Origin of the sequence: Aeromonas sp. PS2Canimalfood6, assembly GCF_048276795.1 — a bacterium.
Taxonomy (GTDB): Bacteria; Pseudomonadota; Gammaproteobacteria; order Enterobacterales; family Aeromonadaceae; genus Aeromonas; species Aeromonas caviae.
On the sequence record NZ_JBLUXC010000044.1, the window covers coordinates 1 to 23,887 of the forward strand.

Genomic DNA, 23,887 nt, shown 5'->3' on the forward strand with positions numbered 1-23,887 from the left:
ATGCGTTTCCTGGCGTTGGTTTCTGCCTTGGCGAGGGCCAAGAAATCGATTGGATCGGACATACTGAGTACAGTGAAACCAGAATAGAGCAATTAGATCACATCTTTAATCTGATTGGTATGACAATTCGCACCCAGCGGATGAAGACAGCTTCCAATTCCCTGTGAAACCCTGTCCTCTTGAGTACGTGAGCCTACTCTACGCCAGGGCCACTGAATCAGGGCTGAACCGCGATGAAATCGTTTCCCTAGCCTGTCAGAGACGGATCCCGAGGGACTGGCGCAGATAGGCGCCCGCACCGAGCAGGCCCGGACCTTCGTGGGTGATGAGGAACACGGGGATGTCCTTGAGGTAGGACTTGAAGCGCCCCTTGTCCTCGAAGGCGACCCGAAAGCCCGATCCGATGAAGAACTCCTGGAAGCGCGGCACTATGCCACCGGCGATGTAGACACCGCCGAAGGTGCCCATGTTGAGGGCCAGGTTGCCGGCAAAGCGCCCCATCAGCACGCAGAAGAGGCTCAGGGTACGGCGACAATCCAGGCATTCCCCCGCCAGCGCCCGCTCCGTGATGTCCTTGGGGGCAAAAGGTTCGGGCTCGCGGCCATCGGATTTGACCAGGCCGCGATAGAGATTGACGAGCCCGGGGCCCGAGAGGAAACGCTCCGCCGACACATGGCCCAGCTCGCCGCGCATCACCTGCAGCACCGCATCTTCCTCTTCCGTGTTGGCGGCGAAATCCACGTGACCGCCCTCACCCGGCAGGCTCAGCCACTGCTCACCGGCCTGCACCAGGTGGGCGACGCCAAGGCCGGTACCTGCGCCATAGATGGCGATGGGCTTGCCGGCTACCGGAGCCGCGCCCCCGAGCTGGATGCGATCGCTCTCGCCGAGCACGGGCACCGCCATGGAGACGGCAGTGAAATCGTTGATCACCTGCAGGCGCGCAAGGCCGAGGTTGGCCTGCATCTCGCGGATGGAGAACTCCCAGCTGTGGTTGGTCATGGCGACCCAGTCACCATTGATGGGACAGGCGATGGCGATGCACGCCTCGCCCACGGTGGCATCGTGCTCTTCGAGATAGAGGCGCACCACGGCCTCCAGGCTGGGATGGGCCAGCCCCGAATAGGTTTTTGCCTGGGAAATGGCGCCCGTCGCCAGTTCGCAGAGGGCCAGCCGGGCATTGGTACCGCCAACGTCGCCCACCAGCGCATGGGTATGCTGCATAACAAACTCCTTCGTTACCGACTCGGGGCGGCCCTTACCGTCCCGACATTATTATTTGGCTGCAATACTACTCGAGCCCGCAGCCGGGCTGCGCGATTTATGCAGACAAGTGTGCGCCCGCTCACAGTGTTGTTGCTTTGCAACATTTGTAAGCGTTTTCAAGACACAAATGGAAGTTTGCAACTAAAAACACGAAATTATTAGACATGAGTCATACTTTGCAGGGCCGAGATTAGTTCCGATAAGCGCTTGTCTTGTATAGTCATCGCGGAGATTGGAAACCTGCTTGAGCTGTGAATTTAGTGCACAGACACTGAAGTTAAATTACAAAAATGCCTGGTGGTAATGATGAATACCCTCGATAAAATTACGAACAATCTGGAAAGTTTCAGTAAATCAGAGCGTAAGGTGGCTGAAGTGATCCTGGTCTCACCCCAGACCGCCATTCACTCCAGCATTGCTACCCTGGCCAAGCTGGCCGATGTGAGCGAACCGACCGTCAACCGTTTCTGCCGTCGCCTCGATACCAAGGGTTTTCCCGATTTCAAGCTGCACCTGGCCCAGAGCCTGGCTAACGGCACCCCTTATGTGAACCGCCATGTGGAAGCGGAAGACGGCCCGGACACCTATACCGCCAAAATCTTCGAATCCACCATGGCCTGCCTCGATGCCGCCAAGAACAGCCTGGACATCTCGGCCATCAACCGCTGCGTCGACATCCTGACCCAGTCCAAGAAGATCAGCTTCTTCGGCCTGGGCGCCTCTTCCGCCGTGGCCCGCGATGCCCAGAACAAATTCTTCCGCTTCAACATCCCCGTGGTGAGCTTCGAGGACATCGTCATGATGCGCATGAGCTGCATCAACAGCAGCGAAGGGGACGTGGTGGTCCTCATCTCCCACACCGGCCGCACCAAGGCCCTGGTGGAAATTGCCGCGCTGGCCCGGGAAAACGATGCCACCGTCATCGGCATGACCGCCAAGGACTCTCCCCTGGCCCGCGAATGCAATCTGGTGCTCTCCATGGACGTGCCGGAAGACACCGACGTCTACATGCCCATGGCCTCGCGCATCGCCCAGCTCGCCCTGGTGGACGTGCTGGCCACCGGTTTCACCCTGCGCCGTGGCATGAAATTTCGCGAAAACCTGAAGAAAGTCAAAGAAGGTTTGCGCGAATCCCGCTTTGATACCCCGCACTCCTCCTGATCATTCGGGGGTCCGCCCCCGACTGTCTATGCCAACGGGCTTGGTGTAGTATCGAAATTCAATCAAACAAGGCCACCCAGATGGCCTGCCAGTTGGCGCCATGCCACATGCTTGACGGGGCAGTATTTCAAGTCATATCAACTTCACATTGGAGTCTTTCATGCCAAGACGTACAAAGATTGTTACCACACTCGGTCCGGCGACCGATCGCGACGGCATTCTCGAGGGGATCATTCGCGCCGGTGCCGACATGGTGCGGATGAACTTCTCCCACGGCACTCCTGAAGATCATATCCAGCGCGCCAACCAGGTGCGTGACATCGCCGCCAAGCTGGGCCGCCACGTGGCCATCATGGGCGATCTGCAAGGCCCCAAGATCCGCGTCTCCACCTTCAAGGATGGCAAGATCTACCTCGCCATCGGTGACAAGTTCATTCTCGACGCCGCCCTCGGCAAGGGAGAAGGCTGCCAGGAGCAGGTCGGCATCGACTACAAGAGCCTGCCGCAGGACGTGGTATCCGGTGACATCCTGCTGCTGGACGATGGCCGCGTGCAACTGAAGGTCGAGCAGGTCGAAGGCACCCGCATCCACACCACGGTGACCGTGGCCGGCCCTCTCTCCAACAACAAGGGCATCAACAAGAAGGGTGGCGGCCTCTCCGCCCCGGCCCTGACCGAGAAGGACAAGGAAGACATCAAGACCGCCGCCCGCATGAACGTGGACTACCTGGCGGTCTCCTTCCCCCGCAGCGGCGATGATCTGCGCTACGCCCGCGAACTGGCCCGCGAAGCTGGCTCCAACGCCAAGATCGTGGCCAAGGTCGAGCGCGCCGAGACCGTCGCCAGCGACGAGGCGATGGAAGACATCATCCTCGGCTCCGATGCCGTCATGGTGGCCCGTGGCGATCTCGGCGTCGAAATCGGCGACCCCGAACTGGTGGGTGTGCAGAAGAAGCTCATTCGCCACTCCCGCCGCCTGAATCGCGTGGTCATCACCGCGACCCAAATGATGGAGTCCATGATCAACGCGCCGCTCCCGACCCGTGCCGAAGTCATGGACGTGGCCAACGCCGTGCTGGATGGTACCGATGCGGTGATGCTCTCCGCCGAGACCGCCGCCGGCCAGTTCCCCATCGAGACCGTGACCTCCATGGCCAGCGTCTGTGTGGGCGCCGAGAAGCACCCGAGCCTGAACGTCTCCAACCACCGCATGAGCTACACCTTCACCTCGGTGGAAGAGGCGGTGGCTATGTCCACCATGTATGCGGCCAACCACCTGGAAGGGGTCAAGGCGATCGTGGCGCTGACCGAGTCGGGCACCACCCCGCTGCTGATGTCCCGCATCAGCTCCGGCCTGCCCATCTTCGCCATGTCTCCTCACAACAAGACCCTGGCCTGGGCCAACCTCTACCGCGGCGTCACCCCCGTGCTGTTTGATGGCGACGAGACCAAGCCGGTCTACGAGGTGTGCCGCGACGCGCTGGACGTGCTCAAGGCCAAGGGACTGCTGCAAAGCGGCGACATGGTATTGCTCACCCACGGCGACAAGATGGAAACCGTCGGCAGCACCAACACCTGCAAGGTGATGATGGTCGAGTAATCGCCCCTCCTCCCTGCAACAAAAACGGCTCCCGCAGGAGCCGTTTTTTATGGGATCTGCCCCAGGTTCAACCGCGAAACAGCTCCACCTTGTCTCCATCCTGCAGGCTGCCGGCGCCGCGCACCACCACCTTGTCTCCCTGTTTGAGGGCGCCGCTCACCGCCACCTCCCGGCTGTCCCCGAACAGCACGGTGACCGGCACCCGGTTCACCTTGAGATCCGCGCCACTCTTCTCCACCTGGTAGACCACGCTCCCCTCGGTGCCGAGCACCAGGGCATCCCGCGGCAGCAGCATGGTCTGCCGCTCCCCCATCGGCAGCGCTACCCGCACCGGCGAGCCTATGATGAACGTGCCCGCTTCCGGCTTGAGGCGCAGCTCGATGAGGCGGGATTTGGGATCGGCGCTCGCCGCCCGCTGGTAGTAGACGGCGTGGCTGCTGAGCTGCTCCCCCTCCACCCGCAACCGGGTCTGGGCGGCCAGTTGCTGGGCCCAGGCGATGGGCGCCCGCAGCCGGATGTCCGGCTCGTCGGGATTGACCAGCTCCAGCGCCTGCTCCCCTTCATCCACGTGCTCCCCCGGCTGGACGAAGTGCTCGTTCACCACACCATCGAACGGCGCGAAGATGCGGCTTCTGCGCAGCTGCTCCTCGATCTGGCGCACCTGTACCCGGGCCAGTTGCTCGGCCAGTTCCGCCTGCTCCACATCGTAGCGCGCCTTGTCGTACTGGCTTTGGGAGGCGCTCTTCTGCTGGTGCAGCCGCTCCAGACGCTGGAACTCTGCACGGGCGTAGCGCAGGTTGCTCGCCTCCCTGGCTTGCTCCGCCCTGGCCTGCTCCAGCGAGAGGCGCAGGGTCGCGCCGTCCAGGCGCAGCAGCTCGTCCCCCGCCTTCACCCGGCTGCCGAACTCGGCAACCCACTCCACCCGTCCGCTGACCTCGGCGCTGAGCGCCGCCTGCTGACGGCTCGCGACCGTGCCGCTGACCCAGATGCTGGCCCCCGCCTCCCCCTGGGCCACCTCCGCCAGGGTCACCATCTTGCTCTGCGCCTGCGCGGGCAACGCGCCCGCCAGCAGCAGGGCACCCACTGCCATCCTTGTGAAACCTTGTGTCATCGTGAGCTCCTTGCTCAGGCCCGCTGCCGAATGGCCTGCGGCACGTCGACCCGCTCACCCAGCCGCAGGAAGGCGGGTAGCAGGATCAGGGTAAACAGGGTGCTGCAACTCATGCCGCCGACGATGACGGTGGCCAGCCCCCGGTAGATTTCGCTCCCCTCGCTCGGGCTCAACATCAGCGGCAGCATGCCGAAGATGCTGGTGAGGCTGGTCATGGCGATGGGGCGCATCCGGCTTTGCAGGGCATCGGCCACCGCCAGCTGGCGACTCAACCCCTCCCGCTCCGCCGTGCGGGTCTGGTGCACCAGCAGGATGGCGTTGTTGACCACCAGCCCCAGCAGGATGACGAAGCCGATGATGGTGAGCAAGTCCATCGGCAGCGGCACCAGCAACCCGCTCAGTCGCAGCGCCAGCACACCGCCGACGGCGGCGAGGGGCAGGGTAAGCAATACCAGCACGGCATCTTTCAAGGAGGCGAACACCCCCCACAGCAGGATGAGCAGGATCAGCACCGCAAACAGGAAGATGCTGCCGAGGTTGTCCAGCGCCTGCTGCAGGCTGTCGGCATTGCCGGCGACCTGCAGCTCCCCGCCAGCCGGCAGTATGGGCCTGATGGCGGGGAAGCTCTTGCTCTGCAGGGTCTCCAGCACCTGCTCCATGCTCACGCCGTCCGGCGGGGTGATCATGAGCTGGATGCTGCGCCGGCCGTCGGCCCGGAAGATGCTCTCCGGCCCGAGGGCTGGTTCCACCCGCAGCAGTTCGCCGAGGGGGACGATGCGCCCGGACGGGGTAGCAAGCGGCACCGCCTTGAGCTCGTCCGGGTTGGCGGAGGCCTGCCCCATCAGCAGGATGTCGAGCCGCTCATCCCCGTCGAAATATTCGCCTACCCGCAGACCATCGCCAAAGGTCTGGATGATGGCGGGCATGGGGGAGCGATCCCAGCCCACCTCGGCCAGGCGCCTGTCCTGGGGCACCAGCCGAAGCTCGGGAGCGGTGAAATCGAGTCCGGGCTCTGGCCTGACCTGGGCGCCGGGCAAGTCCCGCTGCACTATGGTCATGCTCTCCCTGGCCGCCTGATAGAGTTCGGGCAGCCCGCCCCCCTGGATCAGCAGGGAGATGCTGTTTTCACTGTCAAACCCGCCAAACAGGGACCCCTGACCGCCAAACACCCGGGTGTCGGGAATGCCCACCAGCAATTGCTTCATCAAGAGCTGCTCCAGCACCTTGATCTGGTTATCCTCCTTTGGCCGCACCCCGATCTGGGCACCGCCCGGGTAGCGCAGGATGTAGTAGTTCTTGAGGACAGGCCCCTTCTCCCCTTTCATATAGGGGTCGAGGCGGGCAATCAGGGTATCGATCACCTCCTCCCGCTGGGCCTTGAGATTGACCCCGGGGGTGAAACTCATCCAGACGTCGATGGCGTCCCGCTTCACATCCGGCAGGTAGTTCATCTTGGGCAACATCAACCAGCTCACCAGCACAGGCCCCGTCATCATCAGGACGATGATGGCCCAGCGCCTGGGGGCGGTGGCCGTCCAGCGGATCACATGGCGGGTGACGCGGCACCACAGGCGCTCAAAGGGATCAATCAGCCGCTCGTGCCCCATCCAGCGCGCCGCCACCGCAGGCAACACCGTGACCGCCACCACCATGGAGACGGTCACCGCGCAGGCGATGGTGAGCGCAAGATCGGCAAACAACTGCCCTTCCACGTCGTTGAGCAGGAGCACCGGCAGGAAGATGGCGACCGTGGTCAGAGTGGACGCCACCAGAGCGGTCCACACCCGGCGGGTGCCCTCCAGCGCCGCCTCTCCCTTGCTGATGTCACCCCGCTCATGGCGCCGGTAGATGCTCTCCAGCACCACGATGGCGGCGTCGAGCACCATGCCGACCGCAAACGCAATGCCCGCCAGGGAGATGATATTGAGGGTCCGCCCCATCACCTTGAGCAGACAGAAGGTGAGCATGATGCTGATGGGGATGGCGATCGCGATCATCAGGGTCGCCTTGAGCTGGCGTAGAAAGACCCAGAGGATGGCGCAGGAGAGCAGCACCCCGAGCCCCAGGTTGGCGGTCACCATGCTCACCGCCCGGTTGATGTAGAGAGAAGCGTCAAACGACTGCTCCATGTGCAGGCCGACCGGCTCCAGCACCTCCCGGTTGAGCTCCCCGACCTTGGCCTTGATCCCCTCGAGCGCCGCCAGGGCATTGGCGCCGCTCTCCTTGAAGATTTGCGCCGCGATGGCGGTGTTGCCGTTCTGGATGCGCAGCACCGGGTTCTCCTCCCGGGCCACTCTGATCTCGGCAACGTCCCGCAGATAGATGGGCAGGCCGTCACGCCAGTCCACCACCTTGTCCCCCAGGGCCGCCACGTCATAGCGACCGGCAAAGCGCAGCTTGTACTCCCAGCGTCCGATGTCGAGGGTGCCGGCCGACACATCCCAGCCCGTCGTTGCCCGGCTGGCAAGCACCGGGATCTCCACCCCCAGCTCGGCGGCGCGGTAAGGGTCGAAACGGATCTGGATCTGGCGCTCGTTGATCCCCTCGATGTCGACCGTGGACACCCCGGGGATCCGCTCCAGCTCGGGCTTGACCCTCGCCTCGATCAGCGCCTGGTGATCGTCTATCTCCCCCTTGGCGCCGGGCAGTTGCTGGATGAAGAAGAAAGTCAGGGTGTCGTTGCTGCTGTAGTTGTTGACGTAAGGACCGCCGATGTTGTCCGGCAGCCCCGAGACCCGGTTCAGGCGGGAGATGACGTCAAGCTGGGCCCGCTGCATGTCGGTGCCGAGGGCAAACTCCATGTCGATTTCGGTGAAGCCGGGGTAGCTGTTGCTGCTGAGGCTCTTGAGCCCCTGTACCCCCTGCATCTCCTGCTCGATGGGATCGGTTATCTCCGACTCCATCTCCTGGGGCGAGGCCGAACGCCAGTCCACCGTGATGTTGAGGTGAGGACGGTCTATGTCGGGAAACAGCTGGACGGGCAGTCCCCGGATGCTGAGCAGGCCCAGCAAAAAAATCAGCACGACCGAGACCGCCACCCAGATGGGGCGTTCGATCGCCGTTTTGGCGAGGTTCATTCACTCTTCCTGAGTTGTTGTTATCGGCCATTCCGATGGCCTTGCTTCCTGCCCCAAGGGTGGGGGCCATTGCATTAAACTGGAATTAATCGACCTTGTAAATGCCTGGTTAAACAACAAAAAACCGGCCACTAGGGCCGGTTGTCGGTTTACGCTCGGGGTCAGGCTGCATGCTCGACCGGGTTCGGTTGAGACAATCCTTCCAGCTCGCCAGGAGCGAAGTTGTCCACCTGGATAGCCTCGTAGCGCAGGGCATCGGCGGCCAGCAGCTTGTCCGCCTCCTCCTTGCCGAGGATGGACTGGGACAGGGCCGCAGCCACCAGCTCAGGCAGCGCCAGCTTGCGGGGCAGTCTGCCCTCTTTCTGGGCCTGCACCAGCTTCTTCTCGATGGGCTGCACCGAGACCATGGCCTGGAAGGCACGCTCCATCAGCCCCACCGGATCCGCCTCGTCCTTGCCCACATAACAGAGCGCGGTCAGACGATCCCGGAACTCGCCCGGCGTCATCATGGCCAGACAGATGGCATGGCAGCGATCGTCCGCCGGCATTTTGTAACCGACGCCGAACGGGAACACCACCCGCTTGAGTACGGCCCCCACCACCTTGTTCGGGAAGTTCTGGAAGAAGCCCTCGAACGCCTTGCCAATCAGGTAGAGGTTGCGCTCCACCGCGTACTGCACGAACGGCAGGTCAGAGACCATGCGGCCCTGATCCTCGTAATGCTTGAGGGTGGCGGAGGCCAGGTAGAGGTGGCTCAGCACGTCACCCAGACGGGCGGAGATCATCTCCTTGCGCTTGAGATCGCCACCCAGCATCAGCATGGAGACGTCGGCGCACAGGGCCAGCCCCTTGCTCATGCGAGAGAGCTGCTTGTAGTAGCGGGCGGTTTCGCCGGCCACCGGGGCACTGTTGAACTGACCCAGGGTCAGCCCCTGGAACAGGGCACCGAAGAAGTTGCCGGTACCGAAGGCGATGTGCTTCATCAGCAGAGCGTCAAACTTCTCGAGACCGCGCTCCACATCGGTGTCGGCCGCCGCTTCCAGCTCGGCAAACACATACGGATGGCAGCGGGTGGCCCCTTGCCCGAAGATCATCAGGTTGCGGGTCAGGATGTTGGCCCCTTCCACCGTGATGGCCACCGGAATGCCCATGTAGGCGTAGCCGGTGTAGTTTTTCGGGCCCAGCTGGATGGCGCGACCGGCGTGGATGTCCATGGAGTCATCCATCACCTGGCGGGCCATCTCGGTCATGTGGTACTTGGAAATCGCGGTGACGATGGCCGGTGCCTGACCCAAATCCAGGGAACCTGCGGTCATGCGACGAGCGCCTTCGAGCTGATAGGTGAGGCCGCCAATGCGGGCCAGCGCTTCCTGTACCCCTTCAAACTTGCCGATGGACATGCCGAACTGCTTGCGCACGTAGGAGTAGGCGCCCACGGTGCGGCTCGCCATGTGACCACAGGCGGTGCCAAGGGCAGGCAGCGAGATGCCGCGACCGGCGGAGAGGCACTCCACCAGCATGCGCCAGCCACGGCCGGCGTAATCCGGGCCACCGATGATCCAGTCGAGCGGAATGAACACATCCTTGCCGAAGGTCGGGCCGTTCAGGAACGCCAGCCCCATGGGGTAGTGGCGATCGCCGACGCGCACGCCAGGGTGACTGGTCGGGATCAGCGCACAGGTGATGCCGATCTCTTCCTTGTCACCCAGCAGTTTTTCCGGGTCATAGAGCTTGAACGCCAGCCCCAGCACGGTGGCACGCGGCGCCAGGGTGATGTAGCGCTTGTTCCAGTTCAGGCGAATGCCCAGCACCTCTTCACCCTTGTGCATCCCCTTGCAGACGATCCCCTTGTCCGGGATGGCGCCCGCATCGGAGCCCGCTTCCGGCCCGGTCAGGGCGAAGCAGGGCACCTCCTTGCCGTTGGCCAGCCCCGGCAGCCAGAAATCTTTCTGGGCCTGGGTGCCGTAATGCATCAGCAGCTCGCCCGGGCCGAGAGAGTTGGGCACCATGACGGTGACCGCGACGCTCAGGCTCTTGGTGGCGATACGGGTGACGATGGTGGAGTTGGCAATCGCCGAGAACTCGCGGCCGCCGTAGGATTTCGGGATGATCAGGGAGAAGAAGCCTTCTTTCTTCAGATAGTCCCACACCGGCTCCGGCAGGTCCTTGGTCTCGTTGACGATCTTGAAGTCGTCCACCATGGCGAGCAGGGTTTCGACCTGGTTGTCGATAAAGGCCTGCTCTTCTGCACTCAGCTCGGCCTTGCCGTAGCCGTGCAGTTTCTTCCAGTCCGGGTTACCGCGAAACAGCTCCCCGTCCCACCAGACGGAGCCGGCCTCCATGGCCTCCCGCTCGGTGGCCGACAGGGGCGGCAGTATCTTCTTGAAGATGCCGAACACGGGGCGGGTCACCACCTTTTTACGGATGGCGGGGACACCGAGCACCACGGCTATCGCCAGCACCAGCAGGACAAGCAATGTGATCATACCGAAGTTCCTTCTATTTCACTGTTTCCGTTGATTATTGTTAGGTGTTACACGGCCAGGGAGAGCCTGGTCGACTCCACGGGCGCCCCGACACCGGACGCCAGATAAGGAATGACGTTGCGCACCAGCCCTTCCACATCGAGCTGCTGGCCAAAATCGGCCTGGGCGATGTCACGCAGGGCATCCGCAGAGGCCATGGTGAAGACGACTGTGCCCAGGGTGAAGTGCAGGCGCCAGAAGAGATCCGCTGGCGACAAATCCGGATTGGCCTTGGAGATGGCCTGGGTGATCCCGTGCAGGGTCGCCCCATAATGGGTGGTAATAAAGCGGCGCAGGTGACCCTGACTGTCGATATAGCCGCGCCCCAGCAACTGCATGAAGAGCGCCGGACCATTCGCCCTGACGGCCGACAGTTTCATCAGGGGTTCGACAAAGCTCTCGAACACCTGCAACAGGGTCAGCTGATCCTGCGCCATCAACGTCTGCAACCGCCCGTCCAGTGCCGGCATGAAGAGGCTCAGATAACGGTCGAGCACCGCCTGGATAAGCTCCTTCTTGGAGCCGAAGTGATAATTGACCGAAGCCAGGTTCACATCGGCCTCGCTGGTGATCAGACGCAACGAGGTATCGGCGAACCCCCGCTCGGCAAACAGCACCTCGGCGGCGTCGAGAATACGGTTCTTGGTATCGATTTTACTCACTGGACACCTCACTTAAACGAATGTTTAAAAAGTACGTTTCACGCCCACTCATGTCAAGAGAATGTGAACAAGTGTTGGCTAAATGTTTTTAATCAAAAAAGAGGGAAGATGGCGGGAACTTCGCGGCGAGACGGCACTCTATATCTATGCCACTGCAATTAAACATTAAGTCTCGCCCAACCTGCGCCATGCTAGTTGGGCATTTTTTTGCCCTGCCGTCACCCGATGCGCCGACAGAGAACCAAAAAAAACCGTCGCAGGGGCGACGGTGGGGAAAACGGGTCTGACCATCCAGTGTCGACCCATCGATGGGTGTTCAGGCTTGCATCGATGTCGCCATCCTCGCAGTGAAACGTCATCAGACTTTGTCAGCACAGACCAAAATTGTGACAAAGTATGGCAACCAGCCACATGGCCCGGCTTCGCCAATCTTGCTATGCTGTCGCCTCATGCCAGAGGGGAGAGAAGATGAAGTATACGGTCGATACCCACACGCACACCGTCGCCAGCACCCACGCCTACAGCACCATTCACGATTACCTGCCCATCGCCAAAGCCAAGGGGATCAAGCTGTTTGCCACCACGGACCATGGCCCGGACATGGCAGATGCCCCGCATTACTGGCATTTCGTCAATCTGCACGTGTTGCCCAGAGTCGTGGACGGGGTCGGCATCCTGCGCGGCATAGAAGCCAACATCAAGAACATCGACGGTGAAATAGACTTCCCCGAGCGCTACGAATCGCGGCTCGACATGATCATGGCGGGCTTTCACGAACCGGTGTTCCCCCCCTGCGATCAGGCGACCCACACCCAGGCCATGATCAACGCCATTCGAAGTGGTCGGGTCGACATGATAAGCCACCCCGGCAACCCCGCCTTCCCCATCGATATCCAGGCGGTGGTCAAGGCAGCGGCAGAGTATCGAGTGGCGCTGGAGGTCAACAACTCCTCGTTCAGTCACTCCCGTGCAGGCAGTGAAAGCAACTGCCGCGCCATCGTCGAGGCGGCGCGCGATCTGGGTGCCTACCTCACTTTCGGCTCCGACTCCCACGTGGCATTCAGCCTCGGCGACTTTGATCACTGCCATCGGCTGGTCACCGAAGCCAACTTCCCACATGAGCGGATCCTGGCACGCTCCCCCCGCGCCCTGCTCGATTTTCTCGAGAGCCGCGGCCGTGCTCACATCCCGGAGTTCGTTGACCTCTGATATGCCTTAACATCATGAGCCAACTCATAAAATCGAATTGGCTCAATTGACTTGTCCGGCTTTTTTCACGACTCTGAACATCAAGCCGCCGGTATAGCTCAGTTGGTAGAGCAGCGCATTCGTAATGCGAAGGTCGTAGGTTCGACTCCTATTACCGGCACCAGACAGACGAAGGGTTGGCCTCAGTGCGAGGCCAACCCTTCGTGCTTTTTGTCCCGGGTCTCTGGCCAAGACGCCGGTGTGACTGCGCCAGAACCCCCTCCCCCTCCAGGACACCGCCATCCGCGACGGCCCTGTTCATCTTTCAGAGCCTGACGCACCAACCTGGCCCCACCATCAGAGAGGGCAGCCAGGCAGCCACGCCCCGGCTGCACCTGGGTGAGCATCGTTATCCCGGGGCGCCTCAGCGCTGGGCATAGATCTGGTCGAACACCCCGCCCTCCCTGAAGTGAGTGCGCTGGATCACAGGCCACGCGCCGAAGGTCTTCACCACATCGAGGAAGGTGGCGTTCGGGAAACGGTCTGCAAACTCGGCGAGGATCGCCGGGTTGCGCGGGCGTAGATAGTTGCTGGCAGCAATGCGCTGGCCTTCGTCAGACCAGAGATAGGCAAGATAGGCTTCGGCCTCCTTGCGGGTACCCTGCTTGTCGACCACCTTGTCCACCACTGACACCGGCAGTTCGGCCACGGCGGTGACGCTCGGATAGACCACCTCGAAGCTGCCACGACCGAACTCCCGGGCAATCATCTCGGCTTCGTTTTCGAACGTGACCAGCACGTCCCCTATGCGGTTCTGGATGAAGGTGGTGGTGGCAGCGCGGCCGCCGGTGTCGAGCACGGGAACCTGCTTGAACAGCTTGCCGACAAATGCCCTGGCCGCCTCTTCATCGCCCCCCTGCTCCAGCACATACCCCCAGGCAGACAGATAGGTGTAGCGGCCGTTCCCCGAGGTCTTGGGGTTGGGCACGATGACCTGTACCCCCTCCTTGAGCAGATCAGGCCAATCCTTCAACCCCTTGGGGTTGCCCTTTCGCACGATGAACACGGTGGCCGAGGTGAAGGGGGCGCTGTGATCCGGCAGGCGATCCGCCCACCCCTTGGGCACCAGGCCCCCATGCTCGGCGAGGGCGTTGATGTCGGTGGCCATGTTCATGGTGATGACATCGGCGGGCAGGCCGTCGATGACGGCGCGCGCCTGCTTGCTCGATCCGCCGTGGGACATGTTGATCTGTAGTGGCTCCCCACCTTCGGCCTGCCAGTGCTTCAGGAAGGCTCCGTTGTACTCCTTGTAAAAATCGCGCATCACGTCATAGGAGGCGTTGAGCAGGGTGGTCGCCTGGGCCAGCGGGGCGAGAGCCAGTCCTGCAACAAGCAGGGTGGCGGGCACGAGTCGTTTCATTTCACATCCTTGGAATGAGGGGCGAGTGACTGACTATAAGAGCCGACCATTTATTCTTTGAAAGAATAATTACTGCTCAGCTTATGCGATAAATGGCATCTCCTGGGTCCGGTGCAACGGATGACGGCGATGAGGTGGTCACCTCCAGGCAGGTCATGATGGTTGCCGAGGGCGGCGCCCATGAGCGTGGGGCTCCTCCTGCCCGCTCCCTGCTCCGGGCAGGGAGCGCCGTTGTCACCTGCCTCGATTTGGCCTCTCGACATGACAGATAAAAAAACGGGGCGAACCTAGTGGTTCGCCCCTGATGCTTTTTACGTCAACCCCGAGGGGTCAACCCTGTTTGTCTGATGCCGGCTCTGCGTCCTTCGGCGCCTGCCAGCCGCCACCGACGGCCTTGTAGAGGGCGACCTGGTTACTCAGCTGGGCGAGCCGGGTGCTGATGAGCCCCTGCTTGGCGCTGAACAGGGAGCGCTGGGCATCGAGGCGGGTCAGGTAGCTGTCCACCCCTTGCTCGTAACGCACCTCCGCCAGCCTGAAGTAGGTCTGATTGGCATCCACCAGCGCCTGCTGCGCCTGCAGCTGCTGCGCGTAGTCAGCCTGGGCACCTAGGGTGTCCGCGACCTCCTTGAAGGCGGTCTGGATGCTCTTCTCATAGCTCGCCACCGCCTGCCAGGTCCCCACCTCGGCCACGTCCAGATCCGCAACGCGCTTGCCGCCATCGAAGATGGGCAGATTGATCTGGGGCATGAAGGTCCAGGTGCCGGTGCCGCCGTCAAACAGACCACTCAGCTGGTTACTGGCGGTGCCCGCCGTCGCGGTGAGCGAGATGGTCGGGAAGAAGGCGGCGCGGGCCGCCCCTATGTTGGCGTTGGCCGCCTTCAGGTTGTGCTCCGCCGCCAGGATGTCCGGGCGTTGCTGCAACAGGCTGGAGGGAGCCCCCACCGGGATCGGCGCCAGTTTCACCTCGGCCAGGGTGGCCGGTTGTGCCGCCAGCACCGGGATATCGGTGCCAAGCAGCAGGGCCAGACCGTTTCTGTCCTGCTTCACCAGACGCTGGTATTGCGCCTGGCTGACCTTGGCGTTTTCCAGTGCCGTGCGCCCCTGGGCCAGCTCCATCTCGGAGGCGGCGCCCAGGCGGTATTTGTGCTCGGTCAGGGCATAGCTCTCCTGCTCGGTGGCGAGGGTCGCCTGGCTCAGGGCCAGCAACTCCTGATCCGCCAGCAGGGTGAAGTAGGCATTGGCCACCGAGGCCACCAGCGCAATCTGGGTGCTGCGCTGGGTCTCGATTTGCGCCAGATAGGTCTCAAGGGCCTGATCTTTCAGGCTCTGGATCCGGCCAAACAGATCCAGCTCATAGGCGGTGATGCCGATGTTGGCGCCGTACTGGCTGCTGATGGTGCCCTGCCCCGTACTACTGAGATCGTCGGATCCCTGCTGGCGGGTGCCGCTGCCACTGGCGGCCAGGGTCGGCAACTGGGCCGCCCGCTGGATACGGTATTTCGCCTCGTAGGCCTCGACGTTGAGGGCTGCCAGGCGCAGATCCCGGTTGCTCTCAAGGGCGGTGCCGATCAGCGTCTGCAGGGCCGGGTCCTGGAACTGCTGGCGCCAGGGGGCAAGTTCCCCCTTGGCGGCCAGGTCAGCTTGCCAGGAGGCGCCTTGGGGCAGCTCGGGGCGCTGGTAGTCGGGGGCCATGGAGCAGCCCCCCATCATCAGGGTCACGCCCAGGGCGATCAGGGTCTTAGTCATGGTTGATCTCCTTGGTGTGGACACTCTCTTCCCCGGCATGCTTGCGTTCGGTGAAATAGCGCATCACCAGCACAAAGAACAGCGGCACGAAGAAGATGGCGAGCACGGTGGCACTGATCATCCCCCCCATCACGCCGGTCCCGATGGCGTTTCGGCTGCTGGCGCCCGCCCCGGTGCTGATCACCAGGGGCAGTACCCCCAGGATGAAGGCGAGCGAGGTCATCAGGATGGGGCGCAGGCGCTGACGCGAGGCCTCCACCACCGCATCCCCGAGCCTCATCCCCTTGTCGTGCAGCTCCTTGGCGAACTCGACGATGAGGATGGCGTTCTTGGCCGACAGCCCGATCGTGGTGAGCAGGCCCACCTGGAAGTAGACGTCATTCTCAAGCCCGCGCAGGGTCGCGGCCAAAATGGCCCCCAGCACCCCGAGCGGCACCACCAGCATGACCGAGAACGGAATGCTCCAGCTCTCGTAGAGGGCCGCCAGACAGAGGAAGACCACCAGGAGCGAGATGGCGTACAGGGCCGGCGCCTGGGAGCCTGCCTGACGTTCCTGGAAGGAGAGGCCGGTCCACTCGATGCCGATCCCTTCCGGCAACTGTTTCACCATCTCCTCGATGGCCGCCATGGCATCACCCGTACTCTTGCCAGGGGCCGCCTCACCGACGATCTCCATGGCGGAGACACCGTTGTAGCGCTCAAGACGGGGCGAGCCGAAGCTCCACTCCGTGCTGGCAAAGGCGGAGAAGGGCACCATCTGGCCCGCGCTGTTGCGCACGTACCACAGCTTCAGATCTTCCGGGTTCATCCGGAAAGGGGCATCCGCCTGCAGATAGACCTTCTTGACCCGGCCTCTGTCGACGAAGTCGTTCACATAGGAGGAGCCCCAGGCCGCCGACAGGGTGTTGTTGATGTCGGTGATGGAGAGCCCCTGGGCCAGCGCCTTCTCGTAATCGATCTTGATGTCGAGCTGGGGCGTGTCTTCCATTCCGTTCGGGCGTACCCGCACCAGGTTGGGATCCTGCGCCGCCATGCCGAGCAACTGGTTGCGCGCCTGCATCAGCTTCTCGTGACCCAGACCGCCGCGGTCCTGCAGGAAGAAGTCGAAGCCGGTGGCCGTGCCGAGTTCCGGAATGGGGGGCAGGTTGAAGGCGAAGACCTGGGCTTCCTTGATGCTGAACAGGAACCCCATGGCGCGGCCGATGATGGCATTGGCGCTGCGCTCTTCTCCCTTGCGCTCACTCCAGTCCTTGAGCTTGATGAAGGCCATGCCGCTGTTCTGACCGCTACCGGCGAAGCTGAAGCCCGCCACCGTCAGCACGGAGTCCACGTTCTCCTTCTCGTTCTCGAGGAAGTAGTCGCGCATCTCCCCGAGCACCACCTCGGTCCGCTCCTTGGTCGCCCCCACCGGGAGCTGCACCATGGACATGATGACCCCCTGATCCTCTTCCGGCAGGAAGGAGGTGGGCATGCGCATGAAGAGCACCGCCAGCACCGCCAGCATGGCCAGATAGATGATGCCGTAGCGGGTGCCCTGCTTGATCACCTTGCGCACGCCGTTCTGGTAACGGTTGGCGTTGGTGTCGAAGAAGCGGTTGAACCAGCCGAAGAAGCCGCGCTGGGCGCCGAATTCACCGTGCTTCATGGGTTTGAGCAGGGTGGCGCACAGGGCCGGGGTCAGGATCAGGGCCACCAGCACCGAGAGCACCATGGCCGAGACGATGGTGAGGGAGAACTGGCGATAGATGGCACCGGTAGAGCCACCGAAGAAGGCCATGGGCACGAACACCGCCGACAGCACCAGGGCGATGCCCACCAGGGCGCCGGTGATCTGGGTCATGGACTTGCGGGTCGCCTCGAGGGGGGAGAGATCCTCCTCGCTCATCAGACGCTCCACGTTCTCCACCACCACGATGGCGTCATCCACCAAGAGGCCGATGGCGAGCACCAGACCGAACATGGTCAGGGTGTTGATGGAGAAGCCGAAGGCCGCCATCACCCCGAAGGTGCCGAGCAGGACCACGGGCACCGCGATGGTCGGAATCAGGGTTGCCCGGAAGTTCTGCAAGAACAGATACATGACGCAGAACACCAGGAAGATCGCCTCGATCAGGGTCTGCACCACCTCCTCGATGGAGATCTTCACGAACGGCGTGGTGTCGTAGGGATAGACGATCTCCATGTTGGCCGGGAAGTACTCGGAGAGTTCACCCAGCTTGGTCCGCACGTGCTCGGCGGTGTCCAGGGCGTTGGCACCGGTCGCCAGCTTGATGGCGACGGCGGCGGTGGCCTGGCCGTTGTAGAGCGCGGTCGCGTCGTAGTTTTCACCGGCAAGCTCGACCCGGGCCACGTCCTTGAGCTGGACCTTGGAGCCGTCCTGGTTCACCCGCAGCAGGATGTTGTTGAACTCCTCCACGGTGGAGAGCCGGGTCTGGCCCATGATGGTGGCGGTAAATTGCTGATCGCTCACCGCAGGGGTCCCCCCCAGCTTGCCAAAGGCAACCTGGGCGTTCTGGGCCTTGATGGCGGCCTGAATGTCGGCCGGGGTCATCTGCACCCGGTTGAGCTTGTGGGGATCGAGCCAGACACGCATGGAGTACTGGCTGCCGAACAAGGTGATGTCACCGACCCCGTCCAGACGGCTCAGGGGCTCCTTGATGTTGGCTACCACATAGTCCGCCAGGTCATCGTTGGTCATGGCGCCATCGGTGGAGATGAAGGCGGCCACCATCAGGAAGCTGCTGGAGGTCTTCTGGACCCGCACGCCCTGTTGCTGCACCTCTTGGGGCAGGAGCGACATGGCCTGTTGCAGCTTGTTTTGCACCTGCACCTGGGCGATGTCGGGATCCGTGCCCGGCTTGAAGGTGAGGGTCACGCTGACGTTCCCTGACGAGTCGGATTGCGCCGACATGTAGAGCAGGTGATCCAGCCCGGTCATGTTCTGCTCGATGATCTGGGTCACCGAGTCTTCCACCGTCTTGGCGGAGGCCCCCGGGTAGCTGGCGGAGATGCCAACCGCCGGCGGGGCGATGGTCGGGTACTGGGCCACCGGCAGGCCGATGATGGCCATGGCCCCGGCCAGCATGATCACCAGGGCGATCACCCAGGCGAAAATGGGTCTATCTATGAAAAAACGTGCCATGAGGCGACTACTCCATCCTACTGCTTGGTTGCCGGGGTCTGTTGTGCGCTGTTGCCGGCACGTTCAGTGGGCGCCACCACGACCCCGGGTTTGACTTTCTGCAGACCGGCGACGATCACCTTCTCGCCAGCCTTGAGACCGGACTCCACCACCCAGCTGTCGCCGGACATGCGGCCGACCTGCACTTCACGCAGTTCCACCTTGTTGTCCGCCGTCACCACCATGACGGTGGCACCGCCCTTGGGGGTACGGGTCACGGCAGTCTGGGGCACCAGCAGGCCTTGCGGGCGCTCGCCCTCCTGCAGGGTGGCGCGCATGAACATGCCGGGCAGCAGCAGTTGATCCGGGTTGGGCACGATCACCCGCAGGGTCACCATGCCGGTCGCCTCGTCCACGGTCACGTCGGAGAACTGGAGGGCCCCTTTCTCGCCATACTGGCTGCCATCTTCCAGCTGGAAGCTGACACCGGCCCCGTCCTTCTCCCCCTGGGTCAGCTTGCCCTCGGCCACCAGGCGCTTGAGGCGCAGCAGGTCGGCGGTGGACTGGCGCACGTCCACGTACATGGGGTCGAGCTGGGAGATGGAGGTGAGGCTGTCCGCCTGCTGGGCGGTGACCAGGGCACCCTCGGTCACCGCCGATTTGCCGATGCGGCCGCTGATGGGGGCCGTGATGCGGGTGTAGGCCAGGTTGATGTTGGCGGTCTGCAATGCGGCCTTGGCGGCCCCGATCTCGGCCAGCTGCTGTTTCCAGGCCGCGTCGGCGTCGTCATACTCCTGGCTGCTGATGGCTTTCACCTTCACCAGCTCGGCGTAGCGCTGGGCCTTGAGACGGGCGCTGCGCTCGTTGGCCTCGGCCTTGGCGAGGTTGGCCTTGGCGGAAGCCACTTGGGCCTGATAGACGGCGGGATCAATCTGATAGAGCAGCTGACCGGCCTTGACGTCGCTCCCCTCGGTGAACAGGCGCTTGAGGATGATGCCGTTCACCTGGGGACGCACCTCGGCCACCCGCAGGGGGGCGGTGCGGCCGGTGAGCTCGGACAACAGTTGCAGGGGGGCCGTATGGAGGGTGACCACGTCCACGGCGGCGGGAGGCATCTCCCCCATGGCCTGCTGGGCCCCGTCCTTGTCACCACAGCCAGCCAGCAGGCCGCTTGCCAGCAAGGCAAGGCCGACCGAACGTGCGAGAATATGTTTATGCATCAAGTCTCTGAACCTCAGTTTCAATCAAAAAGAAGTGACAAAACCACAGGGTTTATAAGGCCCCTGTTGGTAAAACGGCGAAGATGAGGCAATATACATACATTCATGAATGTATGTATGTATGTAAGAAACTTTTTTCACTTTTAAACAGGACCGGAGTCAATGGCCAGACGCACCAAAGAAGAGGCGCAGCAAACCCGCTGCAACATCATGAGCACGGCCCTGGATCTCTTCTGCCAACAGGGGCTGGCACGCACCAGCCTGACCGATATCGCCAAGGCGACGGACCTCACCCGGGGCGCCATCTACTGGCACTTCAAGAATAAAGAAGAGCTGTTCGTCACCCTGTGGGAGGAGCTGTGTGCCCCCCTCTCCCATCAGCTCGATGCCTGCGTCGACGAGGCGGAGCCGGATCCCCTGGGCAAGCTGCGCAGCTTTCTCAAGGAGGTGATGCTCAAGATCAGCACCGAGCCCGCCCACCAGCAGATGTTCACCATCATGTTCAATCTGGAATCCATGGAGGGAGAGGCCGCCGTCATGCGCGAGCACATGCACCTGCAATCCATGAATTTCTTCCGGGATCTGGAGATCACCCTGGCCAATGCCGTGCACCGCGGCCAACTGCCCGAGGGGCTGGATCTGCGCCGCGCCGCCACCCTGCTCCACTGCACCCTGGACGGCTACATCATCAACTGGCTGCACTTCCCGGATCGCATCGATCTGATGGAGGAGTCGGACTTTCTCCTCGATACCCTGTTCACCCTCATCGCGAGCCCCACCCTTCGCCGCCACCCCTGAGTCTGCAAGACGCGCCGCCCCCGCCAATGCTCAACAGCCGGGGGCAAACCTGCTAGAGTAACGCCCCCCATCACGATGAGCCCGACACCCTTGCCACACGCCCCCGCGCCGGCGCGCGACGCCGCCCCTCGCCCCGCCCTCGTGGCAGGCGCCCATGCCCCCTTCCTGGCCCTGCTGGGCAGCGGCCGTCATCTGCTGGAGGCCGGTTGCGGGGCAGGAGAGGATCTGCGCCTCTTTCGCCAGCAGGGCCTCACCGTGACCGCCTTCGATGCGAGCCGGGCGCAGGCCGCCGCCGCCTCGCGCCTGTGCGGCCAGCCGGTGCGGGTCTGCCGCTTCGAGCAGATGCAAAGCGTCGTTCCCTATGACGGCATCTGGGCCAGCGGCTCCCTCCCCTGTCTGCCCGAGCACGAGATAGCCCCGGCGCTCGGTCATCTGGCCACCCTGCTCAAGGCCGGGGACCCCCTCTACGCCTCCTTCCCCCACGGAAAGTTCGAACCGCTGCCACGGTCGGGGGAATATCCCCTGCACACCCGGCTCGACGAGGCGGGGCTGCGACGCCTGATCGCTCCCCTCCCCTTCACCCTGCACCATGGCTGGGTGGGGGAAGATGAGGTGAACGGCCCCTGGCTGCACGCCTTGCTGGTGCGGCGCTGATCCGCGAAAGCCCCCGGGGGCAGTGACACCTCACGGCATTCAGCCCGTTAACAATATTTAACCCTGAGTTAACCACCATAAAGCAGACAAGATGCGGTGTTTGTGTTAAAAAGCGGCATTAAAATCAAAATTAAATAACAAATCAGACACCAACACCTGGATTCCCCCATGAAACTCGTTCTCAATCTGGTTGCCGGTATCCTCGCCGGCCTGCTGCTCGGTCTCTATGCCCCCGAATGGGTCGCCCGCGTGCTGTTCACCGCCAAGACGGTGATAGGCCAGCTCATCACCTTCACCATCCCGCTCATCATCCTCTTCTTCATCATGAGCGGCATCGCCAGCCTGCCGAAGAACTCCGGCAAGCTGCTGGGCAAGACGGTGGGGCTCTCCTACTGCTCCACCATACTGGCGGGCCTGTTCGCCTTCACCGTGGCGAGCCACCTGATCCCGCACCTGACCACGGCCGCCGAACCCACCGCCGAGGCAGCCACCAAGCTCGCTTCCTACATCAATCTCGAGATCCCGCCCCTGTTCGGGGTGATGTCGGCCCTGGCCGCCGCCTTCGTGTTCGGCATCGGCATCAGCGCCACCCAGGCCACCGACCTGCGCCGGGTCGCCGATCAGGGCCGTGACATCATCGACCGCCTGCTGGCACGCGTGATCATTCCCCTGCTCCCCTTCTACATCGCCGGCGTCTTCGTCGAGATGACGGTGGAAGGCACCGTCTTCGCCACCCTCAAGACCTTCGGAGTGGTGCTGGTGATGGCCATCGTCATGCACTGGTTCTGGCTCTGCGTCCTGTTCGTCGGCACCGGCCTCGCCCAGGGGCGCTCCCCCGTCATGCTCATCAAGAACATGCTGCCCGCCTACTTCACCGCCCTTGGCACCATGTCCAGCGCCGCCACCATTCCGGTGGCCCTGCAAGCCAGCAAGCGCAACGGCGTGAGCGACGGCATCGCCAACTTCACCGTGCCCCTGTGCGCCACCATCCACCTGTGCGGCTCCACCATCACCCTGGTGACCTGCGCCACGGCGGTGATGTTCCTCTCCGAACACCTGGCCATTCCGGGCTACGGCACCATGGTGCCCTTCATCATGATGCTGGGCGTCATCATGATTGCCGCGCCGGGCGCACCGGGTGGCGGTGTCATGTCCGCGCTCGGCCTGCTCACTTCCATGCTCGGCTTCGGTGAGGCCTCCATCGCCCTGATGATCGCCCTCTACCTGGCCCAGGACAGCTTCGGCACCGCCTGCAACGTCACCGGTGACGGCGTCATCGCCCTGTGGGCCGACCGCTTCGCCCGGGGCGAGCCAGCACTCAGCACCGAGCAGGACGCAGCCTGATAGCGCAGGCAATAAAAAACGGGAGCCATCGGCTCCCGTTTTTCGTTGGTGCAAGGGGGCGTCTCAGCCCCGGCGGCGGATCACCCCTTCCTGCATGGTGCTCGCAACCAATACCCCATCCCGGGTGAAGAACTGGCCGCGCACCAGACCCCGACCGCCGCTGGCGCTCGGGCTGTCCACCACGTAGAGCAGCCAGTCGTCCAGCCGGAACTCCCGGTGGAACCACATGGAGTGATCGATGGTGGCCACCTGCATGTCCGGCTCCCAGTAGGAGACCCCGTGGGGCTGCAGGGCGGCGAACAGAAAGTGGAAGTCGGAGGCATAGGCCAGCAGGTAGTTGTGGACCCGCTGATCGTCCGGCACCGGGCCATTGGCCTTGAACCAGGTGTAGCGAAGGGGCTCGTGAACATCCGGGCGAATAGGGTCCACCAGGGTCACGGGGCGAATTTCGATGGGCTTCTCGCACAGGATCTTGTCCCGCAGGGCCGCCGGGATCATCTGCTCGTAGGGACGCACCAGCTCCAGCTCGCTCTTGAGCTGCTCGGGAGGCGTGATGCCGGCCGGCATCTTCGCCTGGTGCTCGAAGCCCTCGGCCTCCACCTGGAAGGAGGCGTTGAGGTAGAAGATGGGCTTGCCATTCTGGATGGCCTTGACCCGGCGGGTGGAGACGGTCTGGCCGTCGCGGATGTTCTCCACGTCGTAGACGATGGGCTTGTTGGCATCCCCGGGGCGCAGGAAGTAGGAGTGGAAACTGTGGACCTGGCGGTCGCTTGCCACCGTCTGCTTGGCGGCTGACAAGGCCTGCCCCATCACCTGTCCGCCAAACACGGATCGCAACCCGAGATCCTGGCTCTGGCCCCGAAACAGGCCCTCCTCGATCTTTTCGAGCGCCAGCAACGCCAGCAGCTCATCCAGTACCTTGCTCATTGGTTTCTCCTGTCTTTGTGCGCGAAAGGCTAACAAGCCCGTCCCGACAGGGCAACCATCCTGATGC

Annotated in this window: 16 protein-coding genes and 1 tRNA gene; 7 read left to right on the forward strand and 10 right to left on the reverse strand. The window is 62.9% G+C overall.

The features are described from left to right. Positions 1 to 255 precede the first annotated feature (255 nt). Positions 256 to 1,224 carry a glucokinase gene (gene glk / locus ACNPAA_RS15910; RefSeq protein ID WP_417891860.1) on the reverse strand — a complete coding sequence of 323 codons (969 nt, stop codon included), beginning with the start codon at positions 1,222 to 1,224 and terminating at the stop codon, positions 256 to 258. Positions 1,225 to 1,569: 345 nt separating this feature from the next. On the opposite strand from glk, the gene ACNPAA_RS15915 reads away from it, so the two are divergent. Together ACNPAA_RS15915 and pyk are read left to right on the forward strand one after the other, a co-directional pair. Continuing rightward, positions 1,570 to 2,427: a MurR/RpiR family transcriptional regulator gene (locus ACNPAA_RS15915; protein ID WP_161470316.1), complete on the forward strand. Its 858-nt coding sequence runs from the start codon at positions 1,570 to 1,572 to the stop codon at positions 2,425 to 2,427. Between the two features lie 160 nt (positions 2,428 to 2,587). Further along, positions 2,588 to 4,027 carry a pyruvate kinase gene (pyk, locus tag ACNPAA_RS15920; protein ID WP_041214849.1) on the forward strand — a complete coding sequence of 480 codons (1,440 nt, stop codon included), beginning with the start codon at positions 2,588 to 2,590 and terminating at the stop codon, positions 4,025 to 4,027. A gap of 67 nt (positions 4,028 to 4,094) precedes the next feature. Here the strand turns inward: pyk and ACNPAA_RS15925 are convergent, their stop codons facing one another. From ACNPAA_RS15925 to ACNPAA_RS15940, 4 genes are all read right to left on the reverse strand, one after another. Beyond that, the gene (locus ACNPAA_RS15925) at positions 4,095 to 5,138 is read right to left on the reverse strand and encodes an efflux RND transporter periplasmic adaptor subunit (RefSeq protein ID WP_417891861.1); all 1,044 of its coding nucleotides are present in this window, start codon (positions 5,136 to 5,138) and stop codon (positions 4,095 to 4,097) included. A 14-nt stretch (positions 5,139 to 5,152) separates the two neighbouring features. After that, positions 5,153 to 8,215: an efflux RND transporter permease subunit gene (locus tag ACNPAA_RS15930; RefSeq protein ID WP_417891862.1), complete on the reverse strand. Its 3,063-nt coding sequence runs from the start codon at positions 8,213 to 8,215 to the stop codon at positions 5,153 to 5,155. 161 nt (positions 8,216 to 8,376) lie between these two features. After that, positions 8,377 to 10,701, reverse strand: a complete 2,325-nt coding sequence (locus ACNPAA_RS15935; protein ID WP_041213197.1) for an acyl-CoA dehydrogenase — start codon at positions 10,699 to 10,701, stop codon at positions 8,377 to 8,379. 47 nt (positions 10,702 to 10,748) lie between these two features. Further along, positions 10,749 to 11,402 (reverse strand): TetR/AcrR family transcriptional regulator, encoded by a 654-nt coding sequence (locus ACNPAA_RS15940; RefSeq protein WP_005324182.1) that lies wholly within the window; start codon positions 11,400 to 11,402, stop codon positions 10,749 to 10,751. Between the two features lie 468 nt (positions 11,403 to 11,870). Here ACNPAA_RS15940 and ACNPAA_RS15945 point away from each other — a divergent pair, with 468 nt between their 5' ends. Next, the gene (locus tag ACNPAA_RS15945; protein WP_005324180.1) at positions 11,871 to 12,611 is read left to right on the forward strand and encodes a phosphatase; all 741 of its coding nucleotides are present in this window, start codon (positions 11,871 to 11,873) and stop codon (positions 12,609 to 12,611) included. 87 nt (positions 12,612 to 12,698) lie between these two features. After that, a tRNA-Thr gene (locus ACNPAA_RS15950) sits at positions 12,699 to 12,774 on the forward strand. A 240-nt stretch (positions 12,775 to 13,014) separates the two neighbouring features. Here the strand turns inward: ACNPAA_RS15950 and ACNPAA_RS15955 are convergent. From ACNPAA_RS15955 to ACNPAA_RS15970, 4 genes are all read right to left on the reverse strand, one after another. Beyond that, positions 13,015 to 14,010, reverse strand: a complete 996-nt coding sequence (locus tag ACNPAA_RS15955) for a sulfate ABC transporter substrate-binding protein (RefSeq protein WP_263719905.1) — start codon at positions 14,008 to 14,010, stop codon at positions 13,015 to 13,017. Between the two features lie 330 nt (positions 14,011 to 14,340). After that, positions 14,341 to 15,756, reverse strand: coding sequence for an efflux transporter outer membrane subunit (locus ACNPAA_RS15960; protein WP_417891863.1), 1,416 nt, complete (start codon positions 15,754 to 15,756; stop codon positions 14,341 to 14,343). After that, positions 15,749 to 18,898, reverse strand: coding sequence for an efflux RND transporter permease subunit (locus ACNPAA_RS15965; protein ID WP_041213203.1), 3,150 nt, complete (start codon positions 18,896 to 18,898; stop codon positions 15,749 to 15,751). The genes ACNPAA_RS15960 and ACNPAA_RS15965 overlap by 8 nt, the downstream gene beginning before the upstream one ends. A gap of 17 nt (positions 18,899 to 18,915) precedes the next feature. Then, on the reverse strand, positions 18,916 to 20,097 hold the full coding sequence (locus tag ACNPAA_RS15970) for an efflux RND transporter periplasmic adaptor subunit (RefSeq protein WP_114522902.1): 1,182 nt from the start codon (positions 20,095 to 20,097) through the stop codon (positions 18,916 to 18,918). Between the two features lie 162 nt (positions 20,098 to 20,259). On the opposite strand from ACNPAA_RS15970, the gene ACNPAA_RS15975 reads away from it, so the two are divergent. From ACNPAA_RS15975 to ACNPAA_RS15985, 3 genes are all read left to right on the forward strand, one after another. Then, positions 20,260 to 20,895, forward strand: a complete 636-nt coding sequence (locus ACNPAA_RS15975) for a TetR family transcriptional regulator (protein ID WP_043155094.1) — start codon at positions 20,260 to 20,262, stop codon at positions 20,893 to 20,895. Positions 20,896 to 20,985: 90 nt separating this feature from the next. Then, complete coding sequence (locus tag ACNPAA_RS15980; protein ID WP_234823610.1) at positions 20,986 to 21,549, forward strand: class I SAM-dependent methyltransferase; 564 nt, start codon at positions 20,986 to 20,988, stop codon at positions 21,547 to 21,549. Positions 21,550 to 21,717: 168 nt separating this feature from the next. Continuing rightward, positions 21,718 to 22,893, forward strand: coding sequence for a dicarboxylate/amino acid:cation symporter (locus ACNPAA_RS15985; protein ID WP_113978044.1), 1,176 nt, complete (start codon positions 21,718 to 21,720; stop codon positions 22,891 to 22,893). A 63-nt stretch (positions 22,894 to 22,956) separates the two neighbouring features. Here ACNPAA_RS15985 and tesB read toward each other — a convergent pair whose 3' ends face one another. Then, entirely contained in the window at positions 22,957 to 23,820 is an 864-nt protein-coding gene (tesB, locus tag ACNPAA_RS15990; RefSeq protein WP_039039188.1) for an acyl-CoA thioesterase II, read from the reverse strand. Between the last annotated feature and the right edge of the window lie 67 nt (positions 23,821 to 23,887).